This is a genomic window from Paraburkholderia sediminicola (genome assembly GCF_902859805.1).
In the GTDB taxonomy this organism is placed as follows: domain Bacteria; phylum Pseudomonadota; class Gammaproteobacteria; order Burkholderiales; family Burkholderiaceae; genus Paraburkholderia; species Paraburkholderia sediminicola.
On record NZ_CADIKC010000009.1, the window covers coordinates 226676 to 249790 of the forward strand.

Annotated in this window: 22 protein-coding genes and 1 riboswitch; of the genes, 15 read left to right on the forward strand and 7 right to left on the reverse strand. The window is 62.9% G+C overall.

Annotated elements, in window-relative coordinates:
• Positions 1-102 precede the first annotated feature (102 nt).
• From R8871_RS28095 to R8871_RS28120, 6 genes are all read left to right on the forward strand, one after another.
• Entirely contained in the window at positions 103-1551 is a 1449-nt protein-coding gene (locus R8871_RS28095; RefSeq protein ID WP_175053397.1) for a SidA/IucD/PvdA family monooxygenase, read from the forward strand.
• 60 nt (positions 1552-1611) lie between these two features.
• A complete protein-coding gene (locus tag R8871_RS28100) occupies positions 1612-2679 on the forward strand; it encodes an ABC transporter permease (RefSeq protein ID WP_175053398.1) in 1068 nt (355 codons plus the stop codon).
• Positions 2673-3503: an ABC transporter ATP-binding protein gene (locus R8871_RS28105; protein WP_175053399.1), complete on the forward strand. Its 831-nt coding sequence runs from the start codon at positions 2673-2675 to the stop codon at positions 3501-3503. Before R8871_RS28100 ends, R8871_RS28105 begins: the two co-directional genes overlap by 7 nt.
• Before the next feature lie 41 nt (positions 3504-3544).
• Positions 3545-4582 (forward strand): ABC transporter substrate-binding protein, encoded by a 1038-nt coding sequence (locus tag R8871_RS28110; protein ID WP_175053400.1) that lies wholly within the window; start codon positions 3545-3547, stop codon positions 4580-4582.
• A 120-nt stretch (positions 4583-4702) separates the two neighbouring features.
• Positions 4703-5968, forward strand: a complete 1266-nt coding sequence (soxC, locus tag R8871_RS28115; protein WP_175053401.1) for a sulfite dehydrogenase — start codon at positions 4703-4705, stop codon at positions 5966-5968.
• Complete coding sequence (locus R8871_RS28120; protein ID WP_175053402.1) at positions 5961-6551, forward strand: c-type cytochrome; 591 nt, start codon at positions 5961-5963, stop codon at positions 6549-6551. The genes soxC and R8871_RS28120 overlap by 8 nt, the downstream gene beginning before the upstream one ends.
• Before the next feature lie 94 nt (positions 6552-6645).
• On the opposite strand, the gene R8871_RS28125 is transcribed toward R8871_RS28120, so the two are convergent.
• Positions 6646-7794 (reverse strand): acyltransferase family protein, encoded by a 1149-nt coding sequence (locus tag R8871_RS28125; protein ID WP_175053403.1) that lies wholly within the window; start codon positions 7792-7794, stop codon positions 6646-6648.
• Between the two features lie 263 nt (positions 7795-8057).
• Between R8871_RS28125 and R8871_RS28130 the strand changes: the two genes are divergently transcribed.
• The gene (locus R8871_RS28130; protein WP_175053404.1) at positions 8058-8477 is read left to right on the forward strand and encodes a DUF1801 domain-containing protein; all 420 of its coding nucleotides are present in this window, start codon (positions 8058-8060) and stop codon (positions 8475-8477) included.
• A 63-nt stretch (positions 8478-8540) separates the two neighbouring features.
• Here the strand turns inward: R8871_RS28130 and crcB are convergent, their stop codons facing one another.
• Complete coding sequence (gene crcB / locus R8871_RS28135; RefSeq protein ID WP_175053405.1) at positions 8541-8921, reverse strand: fluoride efflux transporter CrcB; 381 nt, start codon at positions 8919-8921, stop codon at positions 8541-8543.
• Positions 8922-9001: 80 nt separating this feature from the next.
• Positions 9002-9091, reverse strand: a riboswitch (Fluoride riboswitch).
• A 152-nt stretch (positions 9092-9243) separates the two neighbouring features.
• On the opposite strand from crcB, the gene R8871_RS28140 reads away from it, so the two are divergent.
• Entirely contained in the window at positions 9244-9591 is a 348-nt protein-coding gene (locus tag R8871_RS28140; protein WP_246287792.1) for a DUF190 domain-containing protein, read from the forward strand.
• A 32-nt stretch (positions 9592-9623) separates the two neighbouring features.
• Here the strand turns inward: R8871_RS28140 and R8871_RS28145 are convergent, their stop codons facing one another.
• Positions 9624-10826: an ammonium transporter gene (locus R8871_RS28145; RefSeq protein ID WP_175053406.1), complete on the reverse strand. Its 1203-nt coding sequence runs from the start codon at positions 10824-10826 to the stop codon at positions 9624-9626.
• Positions 10827-11234: 408 nt separating this feature from the next.
• On the opposite strand from R8871_RS28145, the gene R8871_RS28150 reads away from it, so the two are divergent.
• Positions 11235-12989, forward strand: a complete 1755-nt coding sequence (locus R8871_RS28150) for a sensor histidine kinase (protein WP_175053407.1) — start codon at positions 11235-11237, stop codon at positions 12987-12989.
• Here R8871_RS28150 and R8871_RS28155 read toward each other — a convergent pair.
• Both R8871_RS28155 and R8871_RS28160 read right to left on the reverse strand, forming a co-directional pair.
• Positions 12976-13302: a hypothetical protein gene (locus R8871_RS28155; protein ID WP_175053408.1), complete on the reverse strand. Its 327-nt coding sequence runs from the start codon at positions 13300-13302 to the stop codon at positions 12976-12978. The genes R8871_RS28150 and R8871_RS28155 overlap by 14 nt on opposite strands.
• 129 nt (positions 13303-13431) lie before the next feature.
• Positions 13432-14013, reverse strand: a complete 582-nt coding sequence (locus tag R8871_RS28160; RefSeq protein ID WP_054034667.1) for a DJ-1/PfpI family protein — start codon at positions 14011-14013, stop codon at positions 13432-13434.
• A 278-nt stretch (positions 14014-14291) separates the two neighbouring features.
• Here R8871_RS28160 and R8871_RS28165 point away from each other — a divergent pair, with 278 nt between their 5' ends.
• The 4 genes from R8871_RS28165 to R8871_RS28180 all read left to right on the forward strand — a co-directional run bounded on the left by R8871_RS28165 (position 14292) and on the right by R8871_RS28180 (position 18918).
• Positions 14292-14759, forward strand: coding sequence for a hypothetical protein (locus R8871_RS28165; RefSeq protein WP_175053409.1), 468 nt, complete (start codon positions 14292-14294; stop codon positions 14757-14759).
• A gap of 87 nt (positions 14760-14846) precedes the next feature.
• On the forward strand, positions 14847-15302 hold the full coding sequence (locus tag R8871_RS28170; protein WP_175053410.1) for an Rrf2 family transcriptional regulator: 456 nt from the start codon (positions 14847-14849) through the stop codon (positions 15300-15302).
• 169 nt (positions 15303-15471) lie between these two features.
• Positions 15472-16119: an NAD(P)-dependent oxidoreductase gene (locus tag R8871_RS28175; protein WP_175053411.1), complete on the forward strand. Its 648-nt coding sequence runs from the start codon at positions 15472-15474 to the stop codon at positions 16117-16119.
• A gap of 186 nt (positions 16120-16305) precedes the next feature.
• Positions 16306-18918, forward strand: a complete 2613-nt coding sequence (locus tag R8871_RS28180) for a mechanosensitive ion channel domain-containing protein (RefSeq protein ID WP_175053412.1) — start codon at positions 16306-16308, stop codon at positions 18916-18918.
• Between the two features lie 110 nt (positions 18919-19028).
• On the opposite strand, the gene R8871_RS28185 is transcribed toward R8871_RS28180, so the two are convergent.
• Positions 19029-19538: a cysteine dioxygenase family protein gene (locus R8871_RS28185; RefSeq protein WP_246287811.1), complete on the reverse strand. Its 510-nt coding sequence runs from the start codon at positions 19536-19538 to the stop codon at positions 19029-19031.
• 273 nt (positions 19539-19811) lie between these two features.
• Between R8871_RS28185 and R8871_RS28190 the strand changes: the two genes are divergently transcribed.
• Positions 19812-20294: an Lrp/AsnC family transcriptional regulator gene (locus R8871_RS28190; RefSeq protein WP_120305114.1), complete on the forward strand. Its 483-nt coding sequence runs from the start codon at positions 19812-19814 to the stop codon at positions 20292-20294.
• 86 nt (positions 20295-20380) lie between these two features.
• Positions 20381-20599 carry a hypothetical protein gene (locus R8871_RS28195; protein ID WP_175053414.1) on the forward strand — a complete coding sequence of 73 codons (219 nt, stop codon included), beginning with the start codon at positions 20381-20383 and terminating at the stop codon, positions 20597-20599.
• Positions 20600-20614: 15 nt separating this feature from the next.
• Here the strand turns inward: R8871_RS28195 and R8871_RS28200 are convergent, their stop codons facing one another.
• Positions 20615-23041, reverse strand: coding sequence for an FUSC family protein (locus R8871_RS28200; RefSeq protein ID WP_175053551.1), 2427 nt, complete (start codon positions 23039-23041; stop codon positions 20615-20617).
• Positions 23042-23115 lie beyond the last annotated feature (74 nt).

The following is a 23115-nucleotide window of genomic DNA, read 5'->3' on the forward strand; positions in this document are numbered from 1 at the left end:
TTGGGTAAGCCCGGGGCGCCGCGATACTTGATTGTCCGATGGCCGCGCCATTCGATTTCGACGTATCCGTCTGCTATTTAGCCCCTGTTCGAACCCGACACCATGACGCAATCCACTCACCCCGATCAGTCTGCGCTCGACACACTTCGGCTGATCGGTCCAGCACCCGAGAACTGGGTCCCGCCGCGCAATGGCATCGACCACAATGTGGTGATTGTCGGCGGTGGACAAACCGGCGCGGCGTTCGCTTTCGCCTTAAGGCGCGCCGGCATCGGTCAGGTCAACGTGATCGACGCAGCGGCCGATGAAGCTCAATCGGGTGTCTGGTTGAATCGTGCGCGCATGAACAAGCTGCGCACCCCGAAATCGTTGGTGGGTCCCGAGGCGGGTCTGCCGGGTTTGAGCTTTCAGGCATGGTATGAAGCGCGCTTCGGCGCCGCTTCTTATGCGGAGATCGACCGAATTCCTCGCACGCGCTGGGCGGAGTATCTCGCGTGGTACCGGCATTTCCTCGGGATTCCGATTCGCTACGGCACACGGCTCACGCGGATCGAACCGGCAGGCGAGCATTTCCGTTTGCATCTGGAAGTGCGCGATGGCGCGACGGTTCGCAACGTCGTGGAGACTGCACGCAAGATTGTCCTCGGTAACGGTGTAGCGGGTAATGGCGGGCCGAACATTCCTGCTGTGCTGAAAAGCCTTCCGCCGGCATTTCGTGCCCACACCTCCGAGGCGATCAGTTTCGCTGCACTGCGCGGCAAATCCGTGGCAGTGATCGGCAGCGCGGCATCCGCATTCGATGCGGCAGGCACGGCGCTCGAAGCCGGCGCGGGGCAGGTGCATCTGTTCGTGCGGCGCGAGCGGATTGCGTCGGTGCCGGTGACCCGCACACGCGCCTATCCCGGCGCGTACGACAACTATTTCCATTTGCCCGACGCGATTCGCTGGTCGCAGGCGCGGCGCTTCCGCGTTGCCGGTTCGACGCCGCCGGTCGACGCCGTGGAGCGCGTCACACGCTTTCCGAACTTTCATCTGCATCTCGGCGCGCCGTGGACACATACAAGCGTCAGAGACGGGCGCGTGGAGACCGACGTGGCGGGGGAGTCGTTCGCATTCGATTTCGTCATTGCCGGCACGGGCTACGTCATCGATCCGGCGCTGCGGCCGGAATTGGCGGAGATCGCCGGGTCCATCCGCCTTTGGCGCGATCAATACTCGCCCGCCGAGGGTGATAGCGACGACGCGCTGGGCGCGCATCCGTATCTCGGCGCGGCGCTCGAATACCTCGAGAAGGTCGAGGGCGATGCGCCTTATCTGAAGCATATCCACGTCTACAACCCGGCGGCCTTCGTTAGTTTCGGCTTGCCGGTCGGCGACGTGCCAAGCATGAAGCGCGACATTCCCGCCGTGGTGCAGCGAATCAGCCGCGATCTGTTCCTCGCGGATCTGGACGCGCATGAAGCACGGATTCACGGCGACATCGCCGCCGATTTCGACGATTCAGTCTATGCACAGAGCGTCTGGCAGCGCGACAGGATCGACGTTGCGTGAGGTGGACCCGAGCAGGCACGCGGTCACGATAGTTCAACAAAGCGAGAGGCAGGAGCCGCTATGTCCACGCAGTTCGAATCGATCACGACAGGAACGCCGGCCATCGGCACGGACGTCGGTGACATTAACAACATTAACCGCGACTCAACACGGCGCGTGCTTTCACGCGGTGTTCTGATCGCGGGCTTCGCCGCCATAGCGTGGTTCGGCAGCGTGGCGCTGACCGAATGGTGGCCGAGTGCCGACGACTGGCCTTACACGAAAGAATTCATCGCGTTGAAGCTGGTGCTCGCGGCATTTGCTGTCGCGACGGCCATCGCGGGATGGCGCAATCCGTCCACTCCTGCGACGACGCCCACGCGTACCGGCGCATGGCTTGGAGCAATGCCATGGTTACTCGCGTTGGCGCTCGGCGTGAGCGCGTGGGAGGTAATCACGGCGCAACTCGAGTGGCTGCCTCGGCCCTTTTTCGCACCACCTCAAGCGCTGATCGGTGTTTACGCTGAAGACTACCCACGGCTTGGATCGAGCGTCGTGCATTCGTTTGGACTACTCGCCTATGGCTATGTGTTAGGCGCGGTTGCCGGCTTCGTGACCGGGGTGAGCATCGGCTGGTCGCAGGCCGTGAGCTACTGGGTCCATCCGGTGCTGCGCCTGATCGGGCCGCTACCGGCTACCGCATGGCTGCCGCTGGCGTTCTTCTTTTTTCCGTCGAGCTTTAGCGCAAGTGTGTTCCTGATTGCGCTCGCGACCGCCTTCCCGGTTGCGGTGCTGACGTGGTCAGGTGTAGCCGGCGTCAATTCGGCCTATTACGACATTGCGCGCACGCTCGGCGCGCGGCCCGGTTTTCTGATTCTGCGCGTGGCGATTCCGGCGGCGCTGCCGTCGGTCTTCGTCGGCCTGTTCATGGGTCTTGGGGCATCGTTTTCAGTGCTGATCGTCGCGGAGATGATGGGTGTGAAAGCGGGGCTCGGCTGGTATCTGCAATGGGCCCAGGGCTGGGCCGCGTATTCGAATATGTATGCCGCGCTGCTCGTGATGGCGCTGATGTGTTCCGGTCTGATCACTTTGCTGTTTCGTGTGCGTGACCGCTTGCTGGCCTGGCAAAAGGGATTGCTCAAATGGTAGCCGTACCCGAAGTGTTGAATCAGCCGGCCGCTGTCCGGCCGGTCCGCGACGGCGCGCGCATCGACGTGCGCCACGTCAGCCATCAATTCGCGCTGCGTGGTGCCGCGTTGCCGGTGCTTCAGGATGTCAGCTTCACGGTGGAGCCTGGCGAGTTCGTCGCGCTGCTCGGCCCGAGTGGTTGCGGCAAGTCCACCTTGCTGCGGCTGGTCGCTGGACTCGATTCGCCGACGCAGGGCAGCGTGCAGGCAGATGGAGCGGCAATCGCCGGTCCTGATCCGTCACGTGTGGTGGTGTTTCAGGATCCGACCTTGTACCCATGGCGCACGGTGCGCGGCAACGTCGGCGTCGGTCCGCAGGCGCAGCGCAAACGCTTCGCGCGACGCAGCGGCCCGCAAGAGGAACGGGTGCAACAACGGATCGACGCTGCACTGGAACTGGTCGGACTCAGCGAATTCGCCGAAGCATTTCCGCACCAATTGTCGGGTGGCATGGCGCAGCGTGTCGCGTTGGCCCGGGCGCTCGTCAACGATCCTGCGCTACTGGTGCTGGACGAGCCGTTCGGCAAGCTCGACTCCCTCACACGTATCCGTATGCAGGGTGAACTCGCGCGGCTTTGGAAGGACGCGCGCTTTTCGGTGTTGCTGGTGACGCATGACGTGGAAGAAGCGCTCCTGCTCGCCGACCGCGTGATCGTTTTCAGCGAGCGGCCGGCGCGTGTGGTCGCCGAAGTGCGTAACGATGCGCCGTATCCACGCCATCGGGACGATCCGAAACTGGTGGCGCTACGCCGCGAAGTGCTGGCCCAGCTCGGACTCGACACCTGAACGAATAAAACAATCGATAACGACCAGAGGAACAGTCAACCATGAATCCCTACGATGAATCTCCGCTGAGTCCGGCCCGCCGCGCATGGTTGCGCAAGACGGCCTGGACCGCGGGCGCGGCGGCGCTCGGTGGTGCGTCGCTGATGCCGGGAATGCTCGCATTCGCTCAAACGCCGCAAGCTCCGCTCAAGCCCCTCAAACTTTCCTGGAACGCGGGCGCAATCTGTACTGCGCCTGTGGCCGTTGCGGTGAAGCAGGGTTTTTTCGAGCGGCACGGTTTGCAGGTGGAACTCGTGAATTTTTCAGGGTCGACCGATCAGTTGCTCGAGGCAATCGCGACCGGCAAGTCCGACGCGGGTGTCGGCATGGCGCTGCGCTGGATCAAGCCGCTCGAGCAGGGTTTCGATGTGAAACTCACAGCGGGGATTCACGGCGGGTGCATGCGTTTGCTCGCCACGCGCGCGTCGGGCATTGTCGATGTGGCGGGACTGAAGGGGCGCACGATCGGCGTGAGCGATATGGCGAGTCCGACCAAGAACTTCTTCGCAATCGTGCTGAAGAAGATCGGTGTCGATCCGGAGCGCGATGTGAACTGGCGCCAGTATCCGGCGAACCTGCTCGGCGAAGCGCTGAAGAAGGGCGAAGTGCAGGCGATCGCGGATGGCGACCCGACCATCTGGTCGATCCGCGAATCCGATCATCTGTATGAAGTGTCGAACAATCTGTGCGGTGAATATCAGACGCGTTCGTGCTGCGTGCTCGGCGTGCGCGGCACGCTGGTGCGAAAAGATCGCGCCACCGCGCAGGCGTTGACGCAGGCGCTGCTCGAAGCGACCGAATGGACTGCGAATCATCCTGCGGATGCCGCCGCGATTTTCTCGGTCTATACGCCGTCCGCCGATGTGGGCCAACTGGCGGCGATGCTCAAGAGCCATACTGATCGCCATCATCCGGTTGGGGATGCGTTCAAGAAGGAGATCTCGCTCTATGCCGACGATCTGAAGGCGGTGGGCGTGCTCAATAGCGGCACCGATTCCAGTCGTCTCGCGGATCGGGTGTTCTCGAACGTGCTGGCCTAACTAACGGCGCGCCGTATCTGCCTGATATGCGGTCTGCGTCGAACGATAGTCGAATTTATCGTTTGGCCATGACAGTCGGCATCGTTACGCTAATCGGCTTGCCTATGATGCGCCGACGCCATGATGAACCCGCACAACTCTCCGCCGTCTCGCGGCCGCCGTCGACTGCTGGGTCGTCTGGCGGCCGGCGGTCTCGCCGTTTCACACGCTGCGGCCGCTAGCGAACTGCTCCGGCCGCTCGAGGTCGCGTCGTCGAGCCGGGTGCCCGGCGCGCCTGTCCTCGAGCATCCGTACGGTGTGCCGTCGCCGTATGAGGCGAATGTCGTGCGGCGGAGTGCGCGCACTTGGCCACTGCCCGGTGCGGCTTCGTCGATGACGCCACTCGCCGATCTGCACGGTACGCTCACACCCAACGGTCTGGTCTACGAACGTCATCACGGCGGCGTGCCGGACATCGACCCCGATCAGCATCAGCTGGCCATTCATGGCCTCGTACGCACGCCCAAACTGTTCACGATGGACGATCTGCTGCGTCTGCCGTCCGAATCGCGGATTCATTTTCTCGAATGCTCCGGTAATACCGGCAATGAATGGAATGGGCCGAGCGGCATGCCGGTGCAACTCACGCATGGTTTGCTGTCGTGCTGTGAATGGACCGGTGTGCGTTTGTCGACTTTGCTGGAAGAGGTGGGTGGTGTCACGGCATCTGGCAATAGAGGTGGCGGCTGGTTGCTGGCGGAAGGCGCGGACGCCGCTGCGATGACCCGCAGTTTGCCACTCGATCGGATACTCGACCGCGCGCTCGTGGTCTACGCGCAAAACGGCGAACGCTTGCGCCCCGAGAACGGCTATCCGTTGCGTCTGATCGTTCCCGGCTTCGAGGGCAATACGAACGTCAAGTGGCTGCGCCGGTTGAAGGTGGTCGATGCGCCGTTGCAAACGCGCGAGGAAACCTCGAAGTACACCAGCCTGCTCGCGAACGGTACCGCGCGTCAGTTTGCGTTCGAGATGGATGCGAAGTCGGTGATCACACGGCCGTCGCCAGGACATCGCCTTACCACGCACGGTTTTTACCCGATCACCGGTCTGGCCTGGTCCGGACGCGGGACGATCCGCAAAGTGGAGATGTCGACCGACGGCGGTGCAACGTGGCGTCCCGCGCGTCTGGACGGTGCGATCCTGGATCGTGCGCTTACGCGTTTCCAGGCGGACTGGCGCTGGGATGGCGGTGCGACTGCGATTCTTTCACGCGCCACCGATTCGACCGGCTACGTGCAACCGACGCGTGCCGAACTCGTCGCCGCGCGCGGCCTGAATTCGCAGTACCACTACAACGCGATCCAGCAATGGCGAGTGGATGCGAGCGGGGAGGTGCGTAATGCGTGATGGCTGCCGTTTGACCGACGTGGGTGCGCGAACGGCACGAACCGCGCTGGCCGCGTTGCTGTCGCTCTCGGCGCTGGCATCGTGCTCATCGATCGCGCCGGGTGACCAGAGCACCAGAGCGGGCCACGATATCGGCACGCCACTCACGGATCAGGACCTGGCGGCCTGGAACATTGACGTCGCGCCGGATGGCCGCGGCCTGCCTGTGGACAGCGGCGACGTCGCCACCGGCGCGCACCTATTCGCCGCGAAATGCGCGGCGTGTCACGGGGCGCAGGGGCAGGGCGGTCTCGGCGATCAACTGATAGGTGGGCAAGGTACGCTGACCAGCGCGAAGCCGAAGCGCACCGTGGGCAGCTACTGGCCCTACGCGACGACGCTGTTCGACTATATTCGCCGCGCGATGCCCTACAACGCGCCCGAATCGCTTTCCGCCGACGAGGTGTACGCGCTCAGCGCATTTCTGCTCAACCAGAACGGCATCGTGCCGGCGAATACGCGGCTCGACGCGGCCTCGTTGCCGCGTGTGGCGATGCCCAATCGCGGCGGTTTTGTGGCTGATCCGCGTCCGGGGCAGCTATGAGGCGCTTGCGTTGATCGGATGGCTCGGGAGCCGGCCCGAAGCGACGCTAACCGACATTGCCGGCTCGCTCATGCAGTCGCTTCATGCGCTGTCTTCAGGCAGCCGGCGCAGCAGGCGCATTCGGCGTGTATTTCCGCAATCGCTGGGAAATCAGATGCGAAGGTTTTTCGATCATCCGGTAAAACGCGTAGCTGATGGCGAACGCCAACGCCACCTGTACGAACCAGGCGAATCGGGACGTCTCGTCGAATCGGGTCATTTCCAGCAGGGCGAGCGCCATCTTGTGGCAAAGATAGAGGCTATAGGACCACGCGCCAAAAGTTGCCAGCCTGGACCAGACGCTGCTTCTGGAAGGCGTGGCTGTCTCGGCCGCGATCCAGACTGCCGCCAGGAACTGAAATAGCGGAAGCGTGATATCAGGCGTAATCAACGGCACAACGGCCGGTTTGAGATTCGATTCGGACAGCAGAATCATAATGGCTGCGCCGGACGCGACAATCACCACTCTCAAGGCAATCAGGTGATTCGCGAGAAAACGGGTGCTGCGATCAAGGCCGCGCTTGATTATCAGGGTAAGCGGCGAATAAGCGCCACAAACGTGAAACTGCTCCGCATTGCGCTGAGTCTCCGCGATCAGGCAGCCGAAAATCCACCCGGCCGCATACAGTAAAGCCGTGCCCGGAACGCCATACGTCTCAATCACGCAGCCATGGCAAACCGGATGCCCGATCAGACGAACCACGGCCACCATCACGCCTGCCGTAACCGCGCAGCCCACGATCATTTCGCCGATATAGCGAAAGCGGGCGCGCAGGAGCGGATAAACGGCGTAATACACCATCTCGCAGTAGAGCGACCACAGCACGGATTCCAGATAGTTCTGCCCCGTCGGCAACGGTTGAACGAGGCACAGCAGGATGACCAGCGGCAAGCCAATGCGGATGAATCTGGACGCGTAATAGTTGATCGGCTTAAGCGTCACATCCTTTTGATATGCGTTGTGGATGCAATAGCCGGAAATGACAAAGAAGACGATAACGGCGGCAGGGCCCGCGAACAGCGCCGTCGAACCTGACCACAATGCGCCGCCGAGGAAGGCGAGTTGGTGAGGCAGAAGCTCTTTAAACGCGGGTGGCTTGAAGTGATACATCAAAACCCAGACAGCCGCGAGGAATCGAATCGCGTCGATCTTTAGCGACTTGTTCAGATTCGTGGACGCTGACAGATTCAAGGTGATCGCCATTTTTTGCCCCTTCTTCTATTCAGGCTGCGGCGATCTTACGTCTGCCGTGACCAACAAAAATCGAAAAAAATGGGGAAATAAATGTCTCGTGAGGCCTCAGTAAAATGCAATGTTGAGCGGCAGTTTTTGTCGGCGGCAGGGGCGGGTTTACAGCAATACCAATGCGGTATTGGCGCTGGTTTTGGCTCGAATAGATTGATGCGGGCACAATTCAAAGCTAGGCTCTGTCGAAACCGAACAATAATTCGAGGCACAAGGATCCAATGACTCCATCGGAAAACATTGACCAGCTGATCGCGGGCATCACGGACTGGCGCGGCAAAACGTTCGCCAGCATTCGCAAAGCCATCCTTGAAGCCGACCCGGAGATCATCGAGGAATGGAAATGGATGGGAAGCCCGGTGTGGTCCCGCGACGGAATGATCGCGGTCGCCAACGCTCATAAAGGAAAGGTGAAGCTGACCTTTGCCCACGGGGCGAATCTCGCCGATCCCGACAAGCTTTTCAACGCGGGCCTCGACGGTAACGCGAGACGGGCGATCGATTTTTTCGAGGGCGATAAGCTCAATGGGCCCGCTTTAAAGAAACTCGTGCGTGCCGCTATCGAGTACAACCAGACCAAGTTGAAGAAAAATGCGCCTGCGAGTACTCGAGCGAAAGCACATAAAGCTAAAGAGACGTGAAGCGATAGCGCTATCTGGGCGAAGCGCGTGGGTCGATCAGGCTGGTTGGAATATCTACGGTTTTCAGCGCGCCAGCAACGAAACGGTCGCGATGCCGAGGATCGTCATGATGAGCGAAGCCGCCACGTGAATGACGATCTCGCCTGCCGCCCAGCCGAGCCGGCCGTCCTGCAAACGCTGCACGACTTCCGCTGAGAACGTCGAGAAGGTCGACAGGCCGCCCATCAAGCCCGTGATGATGAAGAGCCGCCATTCGGGCGCGATCTGCGGAGCCCGTGCAAACCCCGCAACCGCGACGCCGATGACATAGCCGGCGATTACGTTAGCGGCGAAGGTGCCGAGCGGCATGCCCGTGAACAGGCCGTTCAGACGGATACCGAGAAACCAGCGGAACAGCGAACCGAGCGCGCCGCCAATGCCGACCGCGAGAATGGACAAATACATGCAAAAGTACTCTGGCGAAGCCAAAAGGTCGACAAACCGGGCTTAAGCGGAAGGCGTGATGCCGCGTCCGCGGTCGTCCGGGCGAAGCAGGCATCATCAGCCATCGAGGGCGGTTAACAGAAAATGCCGTCGAGAGAATGCCATCGGAGAATGCCATCTCCAGCGCGCCAGTCTAGCATTGGCAGGGCATTGGGGACAGGTGGGCGCCGTCGCGGCGCGCGCGTGCAGTCCGCATGGTCTGGCGCGTGATCTAGAATAAATGGAGGGCCCGCGAGCGTCTGCCGCGGTCCACTGCAACACCGCAACTGCGTGGGAGGCCGACATGATGAAGGGCTACCAGCTAACGTTCTATACCGAGCAGAACCGGCATCACGGCCATCAAACGGTCGTGGAATGTCTGCTGTCGATCGCGAAGCTCGTCGGCATTCACGGCGCGACCGTCATGGCGGCGGCCGAGGGTGTCGGCCACGCGGGGGCGCGGCACGCAGCGCGCTTCTTCGAACTGGCGGATCAGCCGCAGCAGGTGATTTTCGCGGTTACCGAAGGGGAGGCGGAAGCCCTGCTCGAGGCGGTGCGCGCGGGCAACATCCCGGTGTTCTACACGCGTTGCCCGATCGAATTCGGCCTGCTCGGCGAGCACGCGCACGCGAAACATCCGGCGCGCCGCTAAACCTGGTTTGCGGCTAATTTGCAGTTAACCCGTCAGCCGACGCTTTCGCGCTCCGGCGTCGCCGAAATCTTGTGGATCGACAGGTCCGCGCCGTTGTATTCGTCTTCCTGATCGAGCCGCAGGCCGACCGTCAGACGAATGGCCCCATACACAAGCGTGCCGCCGAGCGACGCCACCACGATGCCGCCCAGCGTGCCGATCAGTTGCGCACCGAACGACACGCCGCCGAGGCCTCCGAGCGCATGCAAGCCGAAGATGCCGGCCGCGAGGCCGCCCCACGCACCGCACAGACCGTGTAATGGCCACACGCCGAGCACGTCGTCGATACGCCAGCGGTTCTGCACGCAAGTGAACATGGTGACGAACAGCACGCCCGCAATGCCGCCCGTTACCAGCGCGCCGAGCGGATGCATCACGTCGGAGCCGGCGCATACCGCCACTAGCCCGGCAAGCGGGCCGTTGTACGTGAAGCCGGGGTCGTTGCGGCCCGCGAGCCAGGCGCTCAGCGTGCCGCCGACCATCGCCATCAGCGAATTGACCGCCACGAGGCCGCTGATCTTGTCGACAGTCTGCGCGCTCATCACGTTAAAGCCGAACCAGCCAACCGCGAGCACCCACGCGCCCAGCGCGAGAAACGGAATATTCGACGGCGGATGCGCGGCGATGCCGCCGTCGCGGTGATAGCGGCCATGGCGCGCGCCGAGCAGCAGCACGGCCGGCAATGCAACCCAGCCGCCGAACGCATGCACCACCACCGAGCCGGCGAAGTCGTGAAACGGCACGCCGAACACGTGGGTGAGCCAGTCCTGAATACCGAAGCGGTTGTTCCACGCGATCCCTTCGAAGAACGGATAGACGAAGCCGACCAGCACGAAGGTGGCAAACAGTTGCGGATTGAATTTCGAGCGCTCGGCGATGCCGCCCGATACGATCGCGGGAATCGCCGCCGCGAAGGTCAGCAGGAAGAAGAAGCGCACCAGCGCATAGCCGTTGTGCGCGGCCAGCGACTCGGCGCTGCCGAAGAACTGCACGCCATAGGCGATCGTGTAACCGATGAAGAAATACGCGATGGTCGAGACCGAGAAGTCCACCAGAATCTTGACCAGCGCATTGACCTGATTCTTTTTGCGGACCGTGCCGAGTTCGAGAAACGCGAACCCCGCATGCATGGCCAGCACCATCGCGGCACCCAGCAAAAGGAAGAGGGTGTCGGTGCCGGTTTTCAGACTTTCCATCGATGTGTCCCGCTTATGACAAAAAGCGGGCATGGAATGCAAGAAGCGGGCCAAACTTGTGCCGGTAAGCGTCGAATAGGTGCAAAGCCGCACCGAGATGGGATTCGTACCGATCGCTATCGACCCAGCTATGCACCAGTTTTCGCACCCCGGACGACGATAAAAGCACAACATAAGTGCATAACGGCTTCATATCGGTCGGCGTGATCCAAATCAGGGCGTAATGTTCGATTTGATTTACGTTTCATTCAAAAGCCTGACGTTTTATGCGGATTCGTTGCGCCCGGGTTCGTATTTGGCGGTAGATGCCTGGTTAGTGGCGTGTCCTCTTTGTCTTCCTGCGCAAACGCCGACATAATGTGCCGTCCCGCGCACGATCTGCCGGCCATCGACTTCCAATGCGCACGCATGAGACTGACCACTAAGGGCCTGTTGCTGATCGCAATTCCGGCCGTCCTCGAATTGGCGTTGCTGTCCGGCCTGGTTATGGCGCAGGCCGACGCGACCCAAGCCGAACGGTGGGCCATCCATAGCGAAGACGTGCTGCGCCAGACCACCGCGATTCTCGATCCGGTGCTGGGTGAGTCCGTGGCGCTGCGCGGCGCGGTGCTCGCCAACGACACCCGCTTTACGACGCCTGTCGCCGTGTGGGTGGACGTCGACCGCCGTATCGATCAACTGGCCGAGCTGGTTGCCGACAACCCTGCGCAAGTCGAGCGCGTAGTGCAGGTGCGCCAGGCCGTGCAGGGGTATCGGCAATGGTCCGACCGCGTTCAGGACATGCTGCATTCGGGGCGGCGGCGTGATCTGCTCGATCGCTTCCGCGACCTGGCCTCAGCCGACGTGCTCGATCGTTTCCGTCAGCAGGTGGTGGCTTTCCAGGCGGAGGAGCGGCGCCTCGACACCTTGCGCTCGAATGCCGCCGACGCCGCGCGTGAACGGCAGCAGATGCTGGTCGTCGCGGCCGTGTTCGGCTCCTTGCTTTTCGTTGCGCTGGCCGTGTGGTTGTTCACGCGTGGTGTGCGCGGCCGGCTTGCGCTGCTGTCCGATAATGCCGGGCGCCTTGCGGGCAACGAGCCGCTGGCGCCGATCGGCCCGGGGCGCGATGAAATCGCCCGGCTCGATCTGACCTTGCATGAAACCAGCCGGCGCCTGCTCGAAGCCGAGCGCATCCAGGCGCGTTTCCAGTCCGATCTGGCGCGGCGCACCAGCGAACTGGCGCGCATCAACGAGACCTTGCGGCAACAGACTCAGGAAAACGAAATGTTCATCTACAGCGTGTCGCACGACCTGCGCGCGCCGTTGGTGAATCTGCAAGGTTTCTCGAAAGAACTGATTCGCGCGTGTGACGAACTGCGCGTGATGCTGCGCCAGTCGTCGCTCGCAGCAGAATCGCGGCAGCGCATCGAACGGGTCGTGGACGAGGATATCGGCGAGGCACTGCATTTCCTGCAGACGGCCGTGCTGCGAGCATCTCATATCATCGACGCGCTATTGCGGCTCTCGCGTGTAGGCCGTGTGGAGTACCGGCAGCAAAAGGTCGAAGTGCGCGATATCGTGCCGCGCGTGGTCGATGCGATGCAAGCGTCGATCCGGGGGCGCCGGGCGCATGTCATCGTCGAGGATTTGCCGGCGGTGTGGGGCGACCCGACCGCACTCGAACAGGTGTTCGCGAATCTGATCGGCAATGCGATCAATTATCTGGACCCCTCGCGCGAAGGCCGGGTCGAGATCGGGACGACGCCGGCGCCGCCGGGTGTGCATTCGCTACGGATTTTCTACGTCCGGGACAATGGCCTGGGCATTCCAACCGTCGCGCTGCCGCGGCTTTTCAATGCCTTTCAGCGGCTGCATGGCAATGTGGCGGCGGGTGAGGGCATCGGCCTTGCGCTCGTGCGGCGCGTGGTGGAACGGCACGGCGGGCGCGTGTGGGCGGAGTCGAAAGAGGGCGTCGGCACGACGTTTTATCTGTCGCTGCCCGAAGCCGAGGTGCGGACGGCGCAACCGGCGGTCGAAACGCGGGCCACGCAGGCGGATGGTGTTCAGGCGATTCGTGGTGTGCGCGAAGCACGCGCGGGCCTCGGCGATCGTGACGGCCAAGGCCCGCGCGGCAGCGCACCGGCGCATGCCGCCAATGCCGCCCCCGGTATCAGTACGCGGTAAAGAGCCGGCGCGGCTTGAGGAGTTTGCTGCCGCGTATCGACCAGTAGCAGCCGCAGACGAGCAGAATCGCCACGCCAGTCAGCGCCTCTCGCGGCGCAGGGTGCAGGCCGGGCAGGCCATCCAGCGCGAACAGTCCGCGTGCGGCGATCAACAGCGGCGCCCACAGCGAACATGCGGCTTGCACCAGCATGCGTGTGCCGGCCAGACGCCGCGCGCGGTTTTCTCGCGACCAGTTGGCCGGTGTACGTGCGCAGAAAAAAGCAATCGCCATCAACGTGAAGGCGAGCATGATGATCCAGTCAGTCAGTTCCATCGAAAAGGGTTCCTAAGTCAACCGGCGACTATAGGAAAACCTTGCGTTGCGAACTATCGGACGAGTCTCAAAAGTGGGAGTGTTCTGGCGAGCGCGCAGTGCCGCGAGTGCAAGGCGCTCGCCTGGGGATCAGAGTTCGATCCGGGTGCCGAGCAGCACGAGGAACTGACGCAGCCACTCAGGGTGAGCGGGCCATGCAGGGGCGGTGACGAAATTGGCGTCCGTGATTGCCGCGTCGACCGGAATGTCGGCGTACTCGCCGCCGGCCAGCTTCACTTCGGGGGCGCAGGCCGGGTAGGCGGAAATGCGTTTGCCGCGGATCACGTCGGCGGCGGCCAGCAGTTGCGCGGCGTGGCAGATCGCGGCGATCGGCTTGCCTGCTTCGGCGAACTGCCGCACGAGTTCGATCACCTTGTGGTTGAGTCGCAGGTATTCCGGCGCGCGGCCGCCTGCAATCGCCAGCGCGTCGTATTGGCGTGGATCGGCGTCCTCGAACGTTGCGTTGAGCGTGAATTGATGGCCGGGCTTTTCGGTGTAGGTCTGGTCACCTTCGAAATCATGAATCGCGGTCTTGATCTTGTCGCCCGCTTTCTTGTTCGGGCAGACCGCGTCGACTACGTGGCCGACCGCCTGCAGTGCCTGGAACGGCACCATCGTTTCGTAATCCTCGGCGAAGTCGCCGGTGAGGAACAGAATCTTCTTTGCTGCCATCGCATGCCTCCTATTGATCAACGGAACACATCGAACGCTCAGGCAGTCTACTCCAACACGTTTGACAGAACCGCGACGGAGTGTGCAACGAAGTATTTCGAAGGGCGCGCCGCACGCTGACGATACGTCGGCACCGGTCCAATTGTTTCGAGCCGTAGCCGGGCAGCTTCGGGTCTGCGGGCTTCAAGATGCTCGCCGAGGAGACCGTGCCGCGCAACGGCGTATCATTGGCGCGTTTTCGCATGCGGAAAGCCGTTCAACGCGGCTCACACTTAAATATGACTTTATCCATTCGTTCGCCGCTATTGCGCCGCGTCGCGGTCGTTGCCCTCGTGTTCGGCGGCCTCACGGCTTGTCAGAAGAACGACGCGTCGGCACAGGTTGCAGGCAAGCTCAACGATGCGGCGCAAGCCGCCGGTCAGAAGCTCGATCAGGCGGCCAGCTATGTCGGCCAGCAGGTCGATGCGACCAAGGCCGCCGCGCAGCAGAACCTCTCGTCGGCGTCCGCGCCGTCGATCACGATCGATCCGGCCTCGCTGGCGTCGAGCGCGCAAGCCAACCTGCAAGGCGCAGCGAGCGCGACCAATGCGCAACTCGGCAAGGCGGCGGCGCTGACGGGCCAGGGCCTCGAGACGGCGGGGCGCAAGCTGCAGGAATGGTCGGCGCAGAGTTCGGCGGCGGGTGTTTCGGCTTCGGCGTCGACATCGAGCGATTCCAGCGATGCGCAAAAGCAGATGGACAAGTGAGAGGGCAGGCCGCTCGTTCGTCCATTTGACAGCCGGATTAAATGTAATTACTATGGTTACACATTGTCGTCGCCGGGCAGGTTTGCTGTGAATACGAGTAGCCGGTTTGCATTTGCAGTGCACGTGCTCGCGCTGCTGTCATTGCAGGAGGGCGTGCCGCTCTCGTCGGAGATGATCGCGGGCAGCGTGAATACAAATCCTGCGTTGATCCGGCGTTTGTTGAGCATGCTGGCCGACGCGGGCCTCACGACTTCGCAGCTCGGCGCGGGCGGCGGCGCGCTGCTCGCCCGCGCACCTGACGAGATCACCCTGCTTCAGGTGTATCGTGCGGTAGACGACGCGCAATTGTTCGCCATGCATCGTGAGGAGCCGAATCCGGCGTGCATGGTGGGACGGCATATCCAGGTCGTGCTGCGCGGCATTATCGACGAAGCGCAGCAGGCCATGGAAGCGTCGCTCGGTGCACGCACGCTGGCTGATGCCACTGCCGATCTGATGCGCGCTGAACGGGCGCTGGAACGCAAACGGCGTTCGCATGGGTGATGCGGCAACGAAGGTGACAGAGACGGTAGCAATAAAGCGGTACCGAAGGTCGCGCACGGTGTAGCTGGAACCTGCGCACCTGAGAACGGACGGGGGCTTACGCCCCTCTTTTTTCCACTTGATATGTAATCAACGTAGTTACAGATAAGCTAATCACAGGAGCATTGAAATGAGCAAACAGTTGAAGATCGCGTTGTTCGGCGCCACCGGCACGATTGGTTCGCGGATCGCCGCGGAAGCTGCTCGCCGCGGACATCAGGTGACAGCGCTGGCGCGCAATCCGGCGCGCGTGCCGGCCGACGTGGCGAATCTGAAAGCGGCGCAGGCCGATCTGCTCGACGCCGCGAGCGTCGGCGCCGCGGTGCGTGGCCACGACGTGGTGGCGAGCGCTTATGCGCCGCCGCATGACGATCCCGCGGCGGTGTCCAAGGCGACCCATGCGCTCGTCGAAGGCGTGCGCGCGGCTGGCTTGAAACGCCTCGTGGTGGTGGGCGGCGCGGGTTCGCTCGAAGTGGCGCCGGGCAAGCAGCTGGTCGACACGGATGGTTTCCCTGACGCCTACAAAGCGGTCGCATTGGCCCATCGCGATGCACTCAATTATTACCGCGGCGTCACCGACCTCGACTGGACGTTCTTTTCGCCGGCCGCACTGATCGCGCCGGGCGAGCGCACCGGCACGTTCCGCACGGGCGCGGACACGCTTCTGTCCGACGCCGAGGGCAATAGCCGCATTTCCGCGGAAGACTATGCGATCGCCTTCGTCGACGAACTGGAGCAGGGTCGTTTCGTCCGTCAGATTGCAACCGTGGCTTATTGAGCCTTGACGGAGCGGGGTGGGGGCGCGTGCGGCCGTTGCGTACCCCCTGGCGGCGGTTCGAGGGGATGACGGCAGCCCGTGGTCCCTCGAACTTGCGCAAGCGTCCTAACAATCGGTTACGCATGTTAAGGCGCTGATGCTGCAACTGCGGCTACACTGGCGTCTCCCGTTTTCTTACGGATCGCCATGCAGTCATGCCCGTTGCGGCGTGAGTCCGGGGCCGCGCCGTCTAACGGCGGGCAACCGGCGACTCGCGCCGTCTTTCATTTTCCTTCCAGCGGTATCGGGCGCGGCATTCGCGCTCATGTTGCGGCGTGGTTCGGCGCGTGGGCGGCCGCGGTCTGCCTCGTACTGACCCTCGGCATCGGTTGGATGCCCGTCACGGCCCATGCCGCGGGCGCCGCCACGCCGGTCATTCCGGCCTTGCAAAGCCTGATCAATAGCGCGACGGCAACGGCGACGCCGGCGTCTGCCGCATCGGGCGCCTCGGCTGCGGAAGCGGCCTCGGCGCCGTCGCCCGCGAGCCAGGCGGAACTGGCGCGCTCGCTCGACAGCGTGATCGCCACGCTCGACAACGACAAGCAGCGCACCGCGCTCGTCGCCCAGCTTAAAAAGCTGCGTGACGTGTCGCAAAACGTTGCGCCAGCCGCGCCCCCGTCCGCCCAAACGAGTGCTGGCTTGCTCGGCGCGATCGCGTCGGGCATCGCGTCGTTCGAATCCAATGTGCATCAGGGCCGCACGCCGGTGCGCTATTGGGGCGGGCGCTTCAACGCGGCCGGCAACGAGCTCTACACGATCATTTCGGGTCAGGGGCAGGAGAGCTTCGGGCGCATCGTATTCTCGATGATTGCGATGCTGGCCGGCTGGGGCGCGTGTGCTGGCGCGTTGATCTACGTGCAGCACCGGCTATACCGGCGCTTCGGTATCCTCATGGGGCTCAAACCAAATCCCACCACGCGCGAGCTGCTGATCTTCGCGCTGCGCCGGGTCGGCCCGTGGATCATCGCCTTTCTCGCCGCCTTGCTGTTTGTGCGCGCGATGCCCGATGCGCTCGGCCGCACGCTCGGCCTGGTGGTCGCCTATGCGATCGTTGCGGGTGCGGTGTTCTCGGCGATCTGTCTGATCATGTTTTCGCTGTTCGGCTCAGGGCATCGGCGGGTTGCGGTGCACCTGCTGATCGAACACGCGCGGCGCGTGCTGTTCGTGGTGGGCATATGCGCCGCGCTCGGCGATGCGGCGGTCAACTATGACGTCGAGCATCAACTCGGACCGAATCTTGCCGCGCTGATTTCGACAGCCGCCAACATGACGGCCGCCGTGCTCACCGGCTATTTCGCGCTGGCGTTCCGCCGGCCGGTCGCGCATCTGATTCGCAACCGGCCTTACGAGCAGCGCCACGATCACCGGGCCGCGACCGACGCGTTCGACGTGCTCGCCTCGCTCTGGCATGTGCCGGTGCTGGTGCTTGCCGCCGCGTCGGTAGTGGCCACACTCGGCGGCTCGGGCTCCAGCGAAAACGTGCTGCAGATTTCGGTGGTCACCGCACTATTGCTGGTGTTCGCCTTCTTCCTGTCGGCCGTCGTACTGCGCGTGACGCGCCCGCGCAGCCTGCGCGCGCGGCGCCGCTCACCGTATCTGACGCGCTTGCTGCGCTTTTGCGGCACGCTGCTGACGCTTTTCATCTGGCTGTTCTTCTTCGAACTGGCGGCGCGTTTGTGGGGGGTGTCGCTCGCGGCGGTCGTCGAGGAAAACGTTGCAGCGCGCGGGATTGCGCATGCCGTGACGGCGATTATCGCGACGGTGTTCATTTCATGGCTGCTGTGGATTCTGGTCGACACGGCAATTACCGAGGCCCTCAATCCGGGGGGGCCGCGCAACAAGTCGCGCAATCCGAGCATGCGGGCGCGCACGATGCTGCCGCTGCTGCGCAACGTGCTGCTGGTGACGATCATGACGATTGCCGGCATCGTGACCGCGGCGAACCTGGGCATCAATGTCACGCCGCTCCTGGCCGGCGCCGGGGTGATCGGCCTCGCGATCGGTTTCGGCGCGCAGTCGCTCGTGACCGACCTGATCACGGGGCTGTTCATCATCATCGAAGATACGATTTCGGTCGGCGACTGGATCGACGTGGACGGTGGCCACGCGGGTACTGTCGAGCATCTGTCGATCCGCACCGTCCGTCTGCGCGATGGGCAAGGCGCGATTCACGCCATTCCGTTCTCGCAGATCAAGATCGTCAAGAACCTGTCGCGCGACTTCGCCTATGCGGTGTTCGAAGTGCGCATGTCGTTCTCGACCGATGTCGATCAGATCACGCAACTGATTCGCGAAGTCGGCGCGGATCTGATGGCCGATTTCCGCTACCGGCGTGAAATGCTCGGCCCGATCGAGGTGTGGGGGCTCGACCGCTTTGATCCGAACTGGATGGTCGTGAAAGGGCAGATCAAGACGCGGCCCTTGCAGCAATGGAGCGTGGCGCGCGCCTTCAATCTGAGGCTCAAACGCAAGATGGACGAAGCCGGCATCGAGATTCCGGTGCCGCAGATGCGGGTGTACACATCGTCGAAGGATAGCGAGGGACAGCCTTTGCCGGACGATGAACTGCCTGAGCTTGGCCCGCATGGCCATGGGCAGGCGCATGCCGAGGCGGCGGCTGCCACGCGGAGCGCGCACGCCGCTATGGCGGTGGCGCGCGATGTGTCGCACGAACCGCGTCCGGCGCCGCCGCCGACCGGGCAGACCGCGCCGATTCCGCCGCAGATTCCGACGGCCGGAGAAGCGGGTGGTAAAAGCTGATTGGGCTGGATGCGAGGCTGGCGGACCTTGGTGCGGTTTGTGTCCGTGGTTCGCGTTCGCGTCCGCGGTTTCCGTCCGCAGTTTCCGTCTTTATGTAGGACCTACCCGTTTCAGACGAGCGCCGGCGTGTCGGCGGCGCGCACGATGTCGTTGACGTGCGTGGCGATCTGCTCGCCCGCCACACCATAGATATGCAGCGAGACGGCGGCCGCGTCGCTGCAATTGCCGAGGCGATGAATGCCGCCCTTGCCGCCACGTACAAACGATACAGCTCCGGCCTTGCGCGCCTGGGTACGCGTGGCGCTTGCACAGTGCTGCGCGCCGTTCCATTCGAAGACCGTTTCGCTCAATGTGCCGTCGACTACCGCGTAGCCGCACCATGTGTGGTGCGCATGCACCGGGCTTGCCTGGTGCGGCTGCCACACCAGCGCGGCGATCGCATAACGGCCGTGCGGATCGGCGGCCAGCAGATGGCGCCGGTAGTTTTCAGCGGAGCCTTCGCGTTGCGACGATGTAAGCAAATCGGGATTCGCCGCGGCTTCGGCCAGCGCGATGCGCATGCTGCGCGCAAAGAAGGTCGAATCCGACGGTTCGGGAAATTTCGCGCAGGCTTCGAACATGGCGTCGAGTGCGTCGCACAGGTTCGCGAGCGGCGCGGTGTGGTGCGCGCGCGAGGGTGTTTCAATCGCTCCGGCAAACCGTGCGGCATGGGCTGAGGAACGGGCGATGGGTGTAGAACGGAGGTCTTGGCTCATGATCGCGGTGCAGCGGCATGGCTGCTTATCGGCTATTTTTGGATAGACATATTTATACCGGTTTGCCCGGAGAAAGAGTTTCCATATAATTCCCCTTGAGGTCTTAAAAGTAGAATAATTTCCTATAGGGGTTTGAAGATGGGAATGGATATCATCGATCGGAAGCTGCTTGAGCTGTTGCAGGAAGACGCAACCATGCCGATCGCCGAGCTGGCGCAGCGCGTGAATCTGTCGCAAACGCCGTGCTGGAAGCGGCTGCAGCGTCTGAAAGAGACGGGCGTGATTCGCGCGCAGGTGGCGCTGTGCGATGCGCGCAAGCTCGGCGTGGGTACCACCGTATTCGTCGCGGTGCGCACTAACCAGCACACCGAGGCCTGGGCGCAGACCTTTACACGCGCGGTGCAGGAGATCCCGGAGGTGGTGGAGGTGTACCGGATGAGCGGCGAAACCGACTACCTGCTGCGCGTGGTGGTGTCCGATATCGACGACTACGATCGCGTCTACAAGCTGTTGATCGCCGCCGTGCCGCTGTACGACGTGAGTTCGAGTTTCGCGATGGAACAGATCAAGTATTCGACGGCGCTGCCGGTGCGCCCTTCGGCGGTGGTGGAGGGGCGCTGACTGCAAGCCGTGTGCAAGCTCAGTGGGCGTAGAATGCCGCCTTCCCAGACACTATCCGCGACTGCCTCGCGAACCGAGCCCGCCTCATGAACAAACCGCCGCGCAAGAAGAACCCGACCTTTGGCATTGCTGTTTTCATCGTGGTCGCGGTACTGCTGGTGATCGCCACGCTCTTCTATAACGCCATCACGGAAAAGCGCGAATTCGATCGCCAGAATGCGCCGGCGCCGACGATTTCATCGGACGCGGCGGCTGCAGCGGCTGCGGCTACCGTAGCGAAGCCAGCAAGCGGCGCCGCGCAATAAGACGACCCGAGCGCGTCACTCGTCCGGCAGGCGAATGACGCTCGCATCCTTGCGAATCTGCGCCGACGCCGTCAGCATCTGCTTGCATTGATGGGCGAGCAATTTCATGTCATGCACGGCATCCGCCGGGTGGTCCGGCGATTTCTCCGTCTCGACCACCATCGCATCCAACTCACGCGACAATTGTTTGATCTGCTCGGCCTGATCGGCGGGCAGGGCGCTGCCGGCCTCGGCTTCAGTCAGATTGTCGCGGACGGCACTCAGAGCGCGTTGCAAGGGCTGCAGTGAGACGTTGTCGGCCCGTTGAGCGGACGTGCGCAGCAACGGCGCCGCCACGGTGATCTGTGATGCGAGCACGTGGCTGCGCACCAGCAGGTCGTTCAATTCCGGCACGAACTTCTGCGCGGATTTCGGTTCGAGCATCATGCGCTGGAACGCCTGGCCCAGATTGGCGAACGCCACGTGGACGTTCTTGCGCGCGAGCCGGTAGCGATAGTCGCGATCGAGCGCCGTTGCGGCGGCTGCGGCGGCAGGGGATGCGCCGCCGACCGGCTTGGCGGTCGGGTTGCTGACTGTGGTGGTGCCGGCGGCGCTTGCACTGGTGGTCGCTCCTGCGTTTGCCACCGCGAGCGCCGGCGTGCCGGGGTCGATCGCCGGATCCGCCATCGCCGCGGCGGGCGCAAACGCAGCGGCCTCCGTCACCGTTGCGACCACCGCGGCGGCCGGCTTGCCGCTCCACCACCAGCTCGCTTCCAGGTATTGCCGCGTTGCATTGATCATGTTGTTGACGAGCTTGCCCATCAACCGGTATTCCCAGTAGGGGAACAGGTGGCTCGCCGCAATCGCGATCGCGCAACCCACCACCGTATCGATTGCGCGTTCGCCGATGATGCGCATGCTGCCCGGCGCGAGCAGATGGAACATGAGCAGCACATACGAGGACGTGAACACCACGCTCGCCGTGTAATTGAACAGCAGCAGGCTGTAGCTCATCACCATCGAGGCGAACATCACTACTAGCAGGATGTGCGGTTCCTTGACGAAGATCATCAACGCGATGCTTGCCGCGCAGCCGATCAGCGTGCCGACTATCCGCTGTCCGTTGCGCTGCTTGGTCAGCGAATAGCCGGGCTTCAGGATGATGACGGTCGTCATCACGATCCAGTATGCGTTGGTGAGCGGCAGCAGGCGGCCGAGCCAGAAACCCACGGCGACCGCGATCGTCACGCGCAGCGCATGGCGGAAGCTCGGCGAGGCCATCGTCAGATTCGAGAAGATCTGCCCGAATGGCACGCGGCGGCTCGATACGAAGCGGGAGAGCGCCTTGTCGAGCCGCAGTTCGGTCTCGGTCGCACTTGGATCGCTCGACAGGCTTTGATGCATCCTGTCGATCAGGCGCGTGGCGCTCCAGATGCGCCGGAAGGTGGACGAGACCGCCGAGTAAGCCTCAGGATTTTTGGTAGCCAGATCCTGCTTGCGCATCAGTTCGATTTCGAACTCGATGGCGCGCAATTCGGCCTTTACATTGATGCGCGTACGCGGCGGCTGGTTTTGCAGTACCGCGAGTCCGATTTCTTCGAGATCGGCGGCGGATTTGCGAATCAGATCGCGGTAGAACACCAGCAGGTCGGAGCCGCCAAACGTGCTGCGCACCAGCGAGTAGTCCACGTGCGTGCCGACAAACAGCTCGTGCAGATCGACGGTATTGATGAACAGATTGAACAGCATGGCCCGGCGCGGCTCGAGCCGGCCGGCTTTCAGCTTGGGCAGATTGCGCAGCACGATATCGCGTGCGGCATCCTGACGTTCGACGGCGGTGATCTGCTTGTCGACCAGATTGCGATAGCACTCGTCGAGATCGTTATTTAGATCGTAGAAGGCGGCGCGCGCGAGCAGATAGTCCGCGCACGCGAACACGCTTTCGGCAAGTGCCTGCTGTTCGATGCGATGCATCATCCAGCGGCTCACGAAGGTCGACCAGTACGTGTACCAGAGACCGCCCACCAGAATCCACGACGCATTGACGAGCGCCTGCATCGGCGTGAAATGCTCTTCCAGCGTCATGATCATCATGAACAGCGTGGCGAAGCTGATCTGCGGCCAGCGGTTGCCATACACGACGATCAACGAGAGCACGAACGTGAGCGGCACGACCGTGCACCACAGCGCCACCGGGTTGACCGTGGCGATGCCGGTGGCGAGCGCGGACAGGAAGCCGATCACCGTGCACGCCAGCATCTCGTTGTGCTTGTACTTGAGCGGGCCCGGCATATCGACCACACAGGCGCCGAGTGCGCCGGTCGCGATCGTGAAGCCGAGTTCGCGGTCGTGAAATACGATCAAACACAATATGGCCGGTAATGACACGCCGACTGCGATGCGCAGGCCGCCATAGAAGTACTGGCTGTAGAGGAATTTTTTTATTTCAACCGAATAGCGCATCGACTGCCTGGATTCCATTCACTGAGAAAACGCGGTTGAACAGGCTGACCCGGGCCGACCCAGGGGCCAACCCG

Bases quoted from the DNA above. Each gene is read 5' to 3' on its own strand.
- R8871_RS28185 (WP_246287811.1), bottom strand. From the start codon at position 19,538: ATGTTCGAAGCCTGCGCGAAATTTCCCGAACCGTCGGATTCGACCTTC.
- R8871_RS28165 (WP_175053409.1), top strand. From the start codon at position 14,292: ATGACTTTATCCATTCGTTCGCCGCTATTGCGCCGCGTCGCGGTCGTT.
- R8871_RS28195 (WP_175053414.1), top strand. From the start codon at position 20,381: ATGAACAAACCGCCGCGCAAGAAGAACCCGACCTTTGGCATTGCTGTT.
- R8871_RS28180 (WP_175053412.1), top strand. From the start codon at position 16,306: ATGCAGTCATGCCCGTTGCGGCGTGAGTCCGGGGCCGCGCCGTCTAAC.
- R8871_RS28105 (WP_175053399.1), top strand. From the start codon at position 2,673: ATGGTAGCCGTACCCGAAGTGTTGAATCAGCCGGCCGCTGTCCGGCCG.
- crcB (WP_175053405.1), bottom strand. From the start codon at position 8,921: ATGTATTTGTCCATTCTCGCGGTCGGCATTGGCGGCGCGCTCGGTTCG.
- R8871_RS28190 (WP_120305114.1), top strand. From the start codon at position 19,812: ATGGGAATGGATATCATCGATCGGAAGCTGCTTGAGCTGTTGCAGGAA.
- R8871_RS28140 (WP_246287792.1), top strand. From the start codon at position 9,244: ATGATGAAGGGCTACCAGCTAACGTTCTATACCGAGCAGAACCGGCAT.
- R8871_RS28130 (WP_175053404.1), top strand. From the start codon at position 8,058: ATGACTCCATCGGAAAACATTGACCAGCTGATCGCGGGCATCACGGAC.
- R8871_RS28155 (WP_175053408.1), bottom strand. From the start codon at position 13,302: ATGGAACTGACTGACTGGATCATCATGCTCGCCTTCACGTTGATGGCG.
- R8871_RS28175 (WP_175053411.1), top strand. From the start codon at position 15,472: ATGAGCAAACAGTTGAAGATCGCGTTGTTCGGCGCCACCGGCACGATT.
- R8871_RS28120 (WP_175053402.1), top strand. From the start codon at position 5,961: ATGCGTGATGGCTGCCGTTTGACCGACGTGGGTGCGCGAACGGCACGA.
- R8871_RS28110 (WP_175053400.1), top strand. From the start codon at position 3,545: ATGAATCCCTACGATGAATCTCCGCTGAGTCCGGCCCGCCGCGCATGG.
- R8871_RS28125 (WP_175053403.1), bottom strand. From the start codon at position 7,794: ATGGCGATCACCTTGAATCTGTCAGCGTCCACGAATCTGAACAAGTCG.
- R8871_RS28145 (WP_175053406.1), bottom strand. From the start codon at position 10,826: ATGGAAAGTCTGAAAACCGGCACCGACACCCTCTTCCTTTTGCTGGGT.
- soxC (WP_175053401.1), top strand. From the start codon at position 4,703: ATGATGAACCCGCACAACTCTCCGCCGTCTCGCGGCCGCCGTCGACTG.
- R8871_RS28095 (WP_175053397.1), top strand. From the start codon at position 103: ATGACGCAATCCACTCACCCCGATCAGTCTGCGCTCGACACACTTCGG.
- R8871_RS28100 (WP_175053398.1), top strand. From the start codon at position 1,612: ATGTCCACGCAGTTCGAATCGATCACGACAGGAACGCCGGCCATCGGC.
- R8871_RS28160 (WP_054034667.1), bottom strand. From the start codon at position 14,013: ATGGCAGCAAAGAAGATTCTGTTCCTCACCGGCGACTTCGCCGAGGAT.
- R8871_RS28150 (WP_175053407.1), top strand. From the start codon at position 11,235: ATGAGACTGACCACTAAGGGCCTGTTGCTGATCGCAATTCCGGCCGTC.
- R8871_RS28200 (WP_175053551.1), bottom strand. From the start codon at position 23,041: ATGCGCTATTCGGTTGAAATAAAAAAATTCCTCTACAGCCAGTACTTC.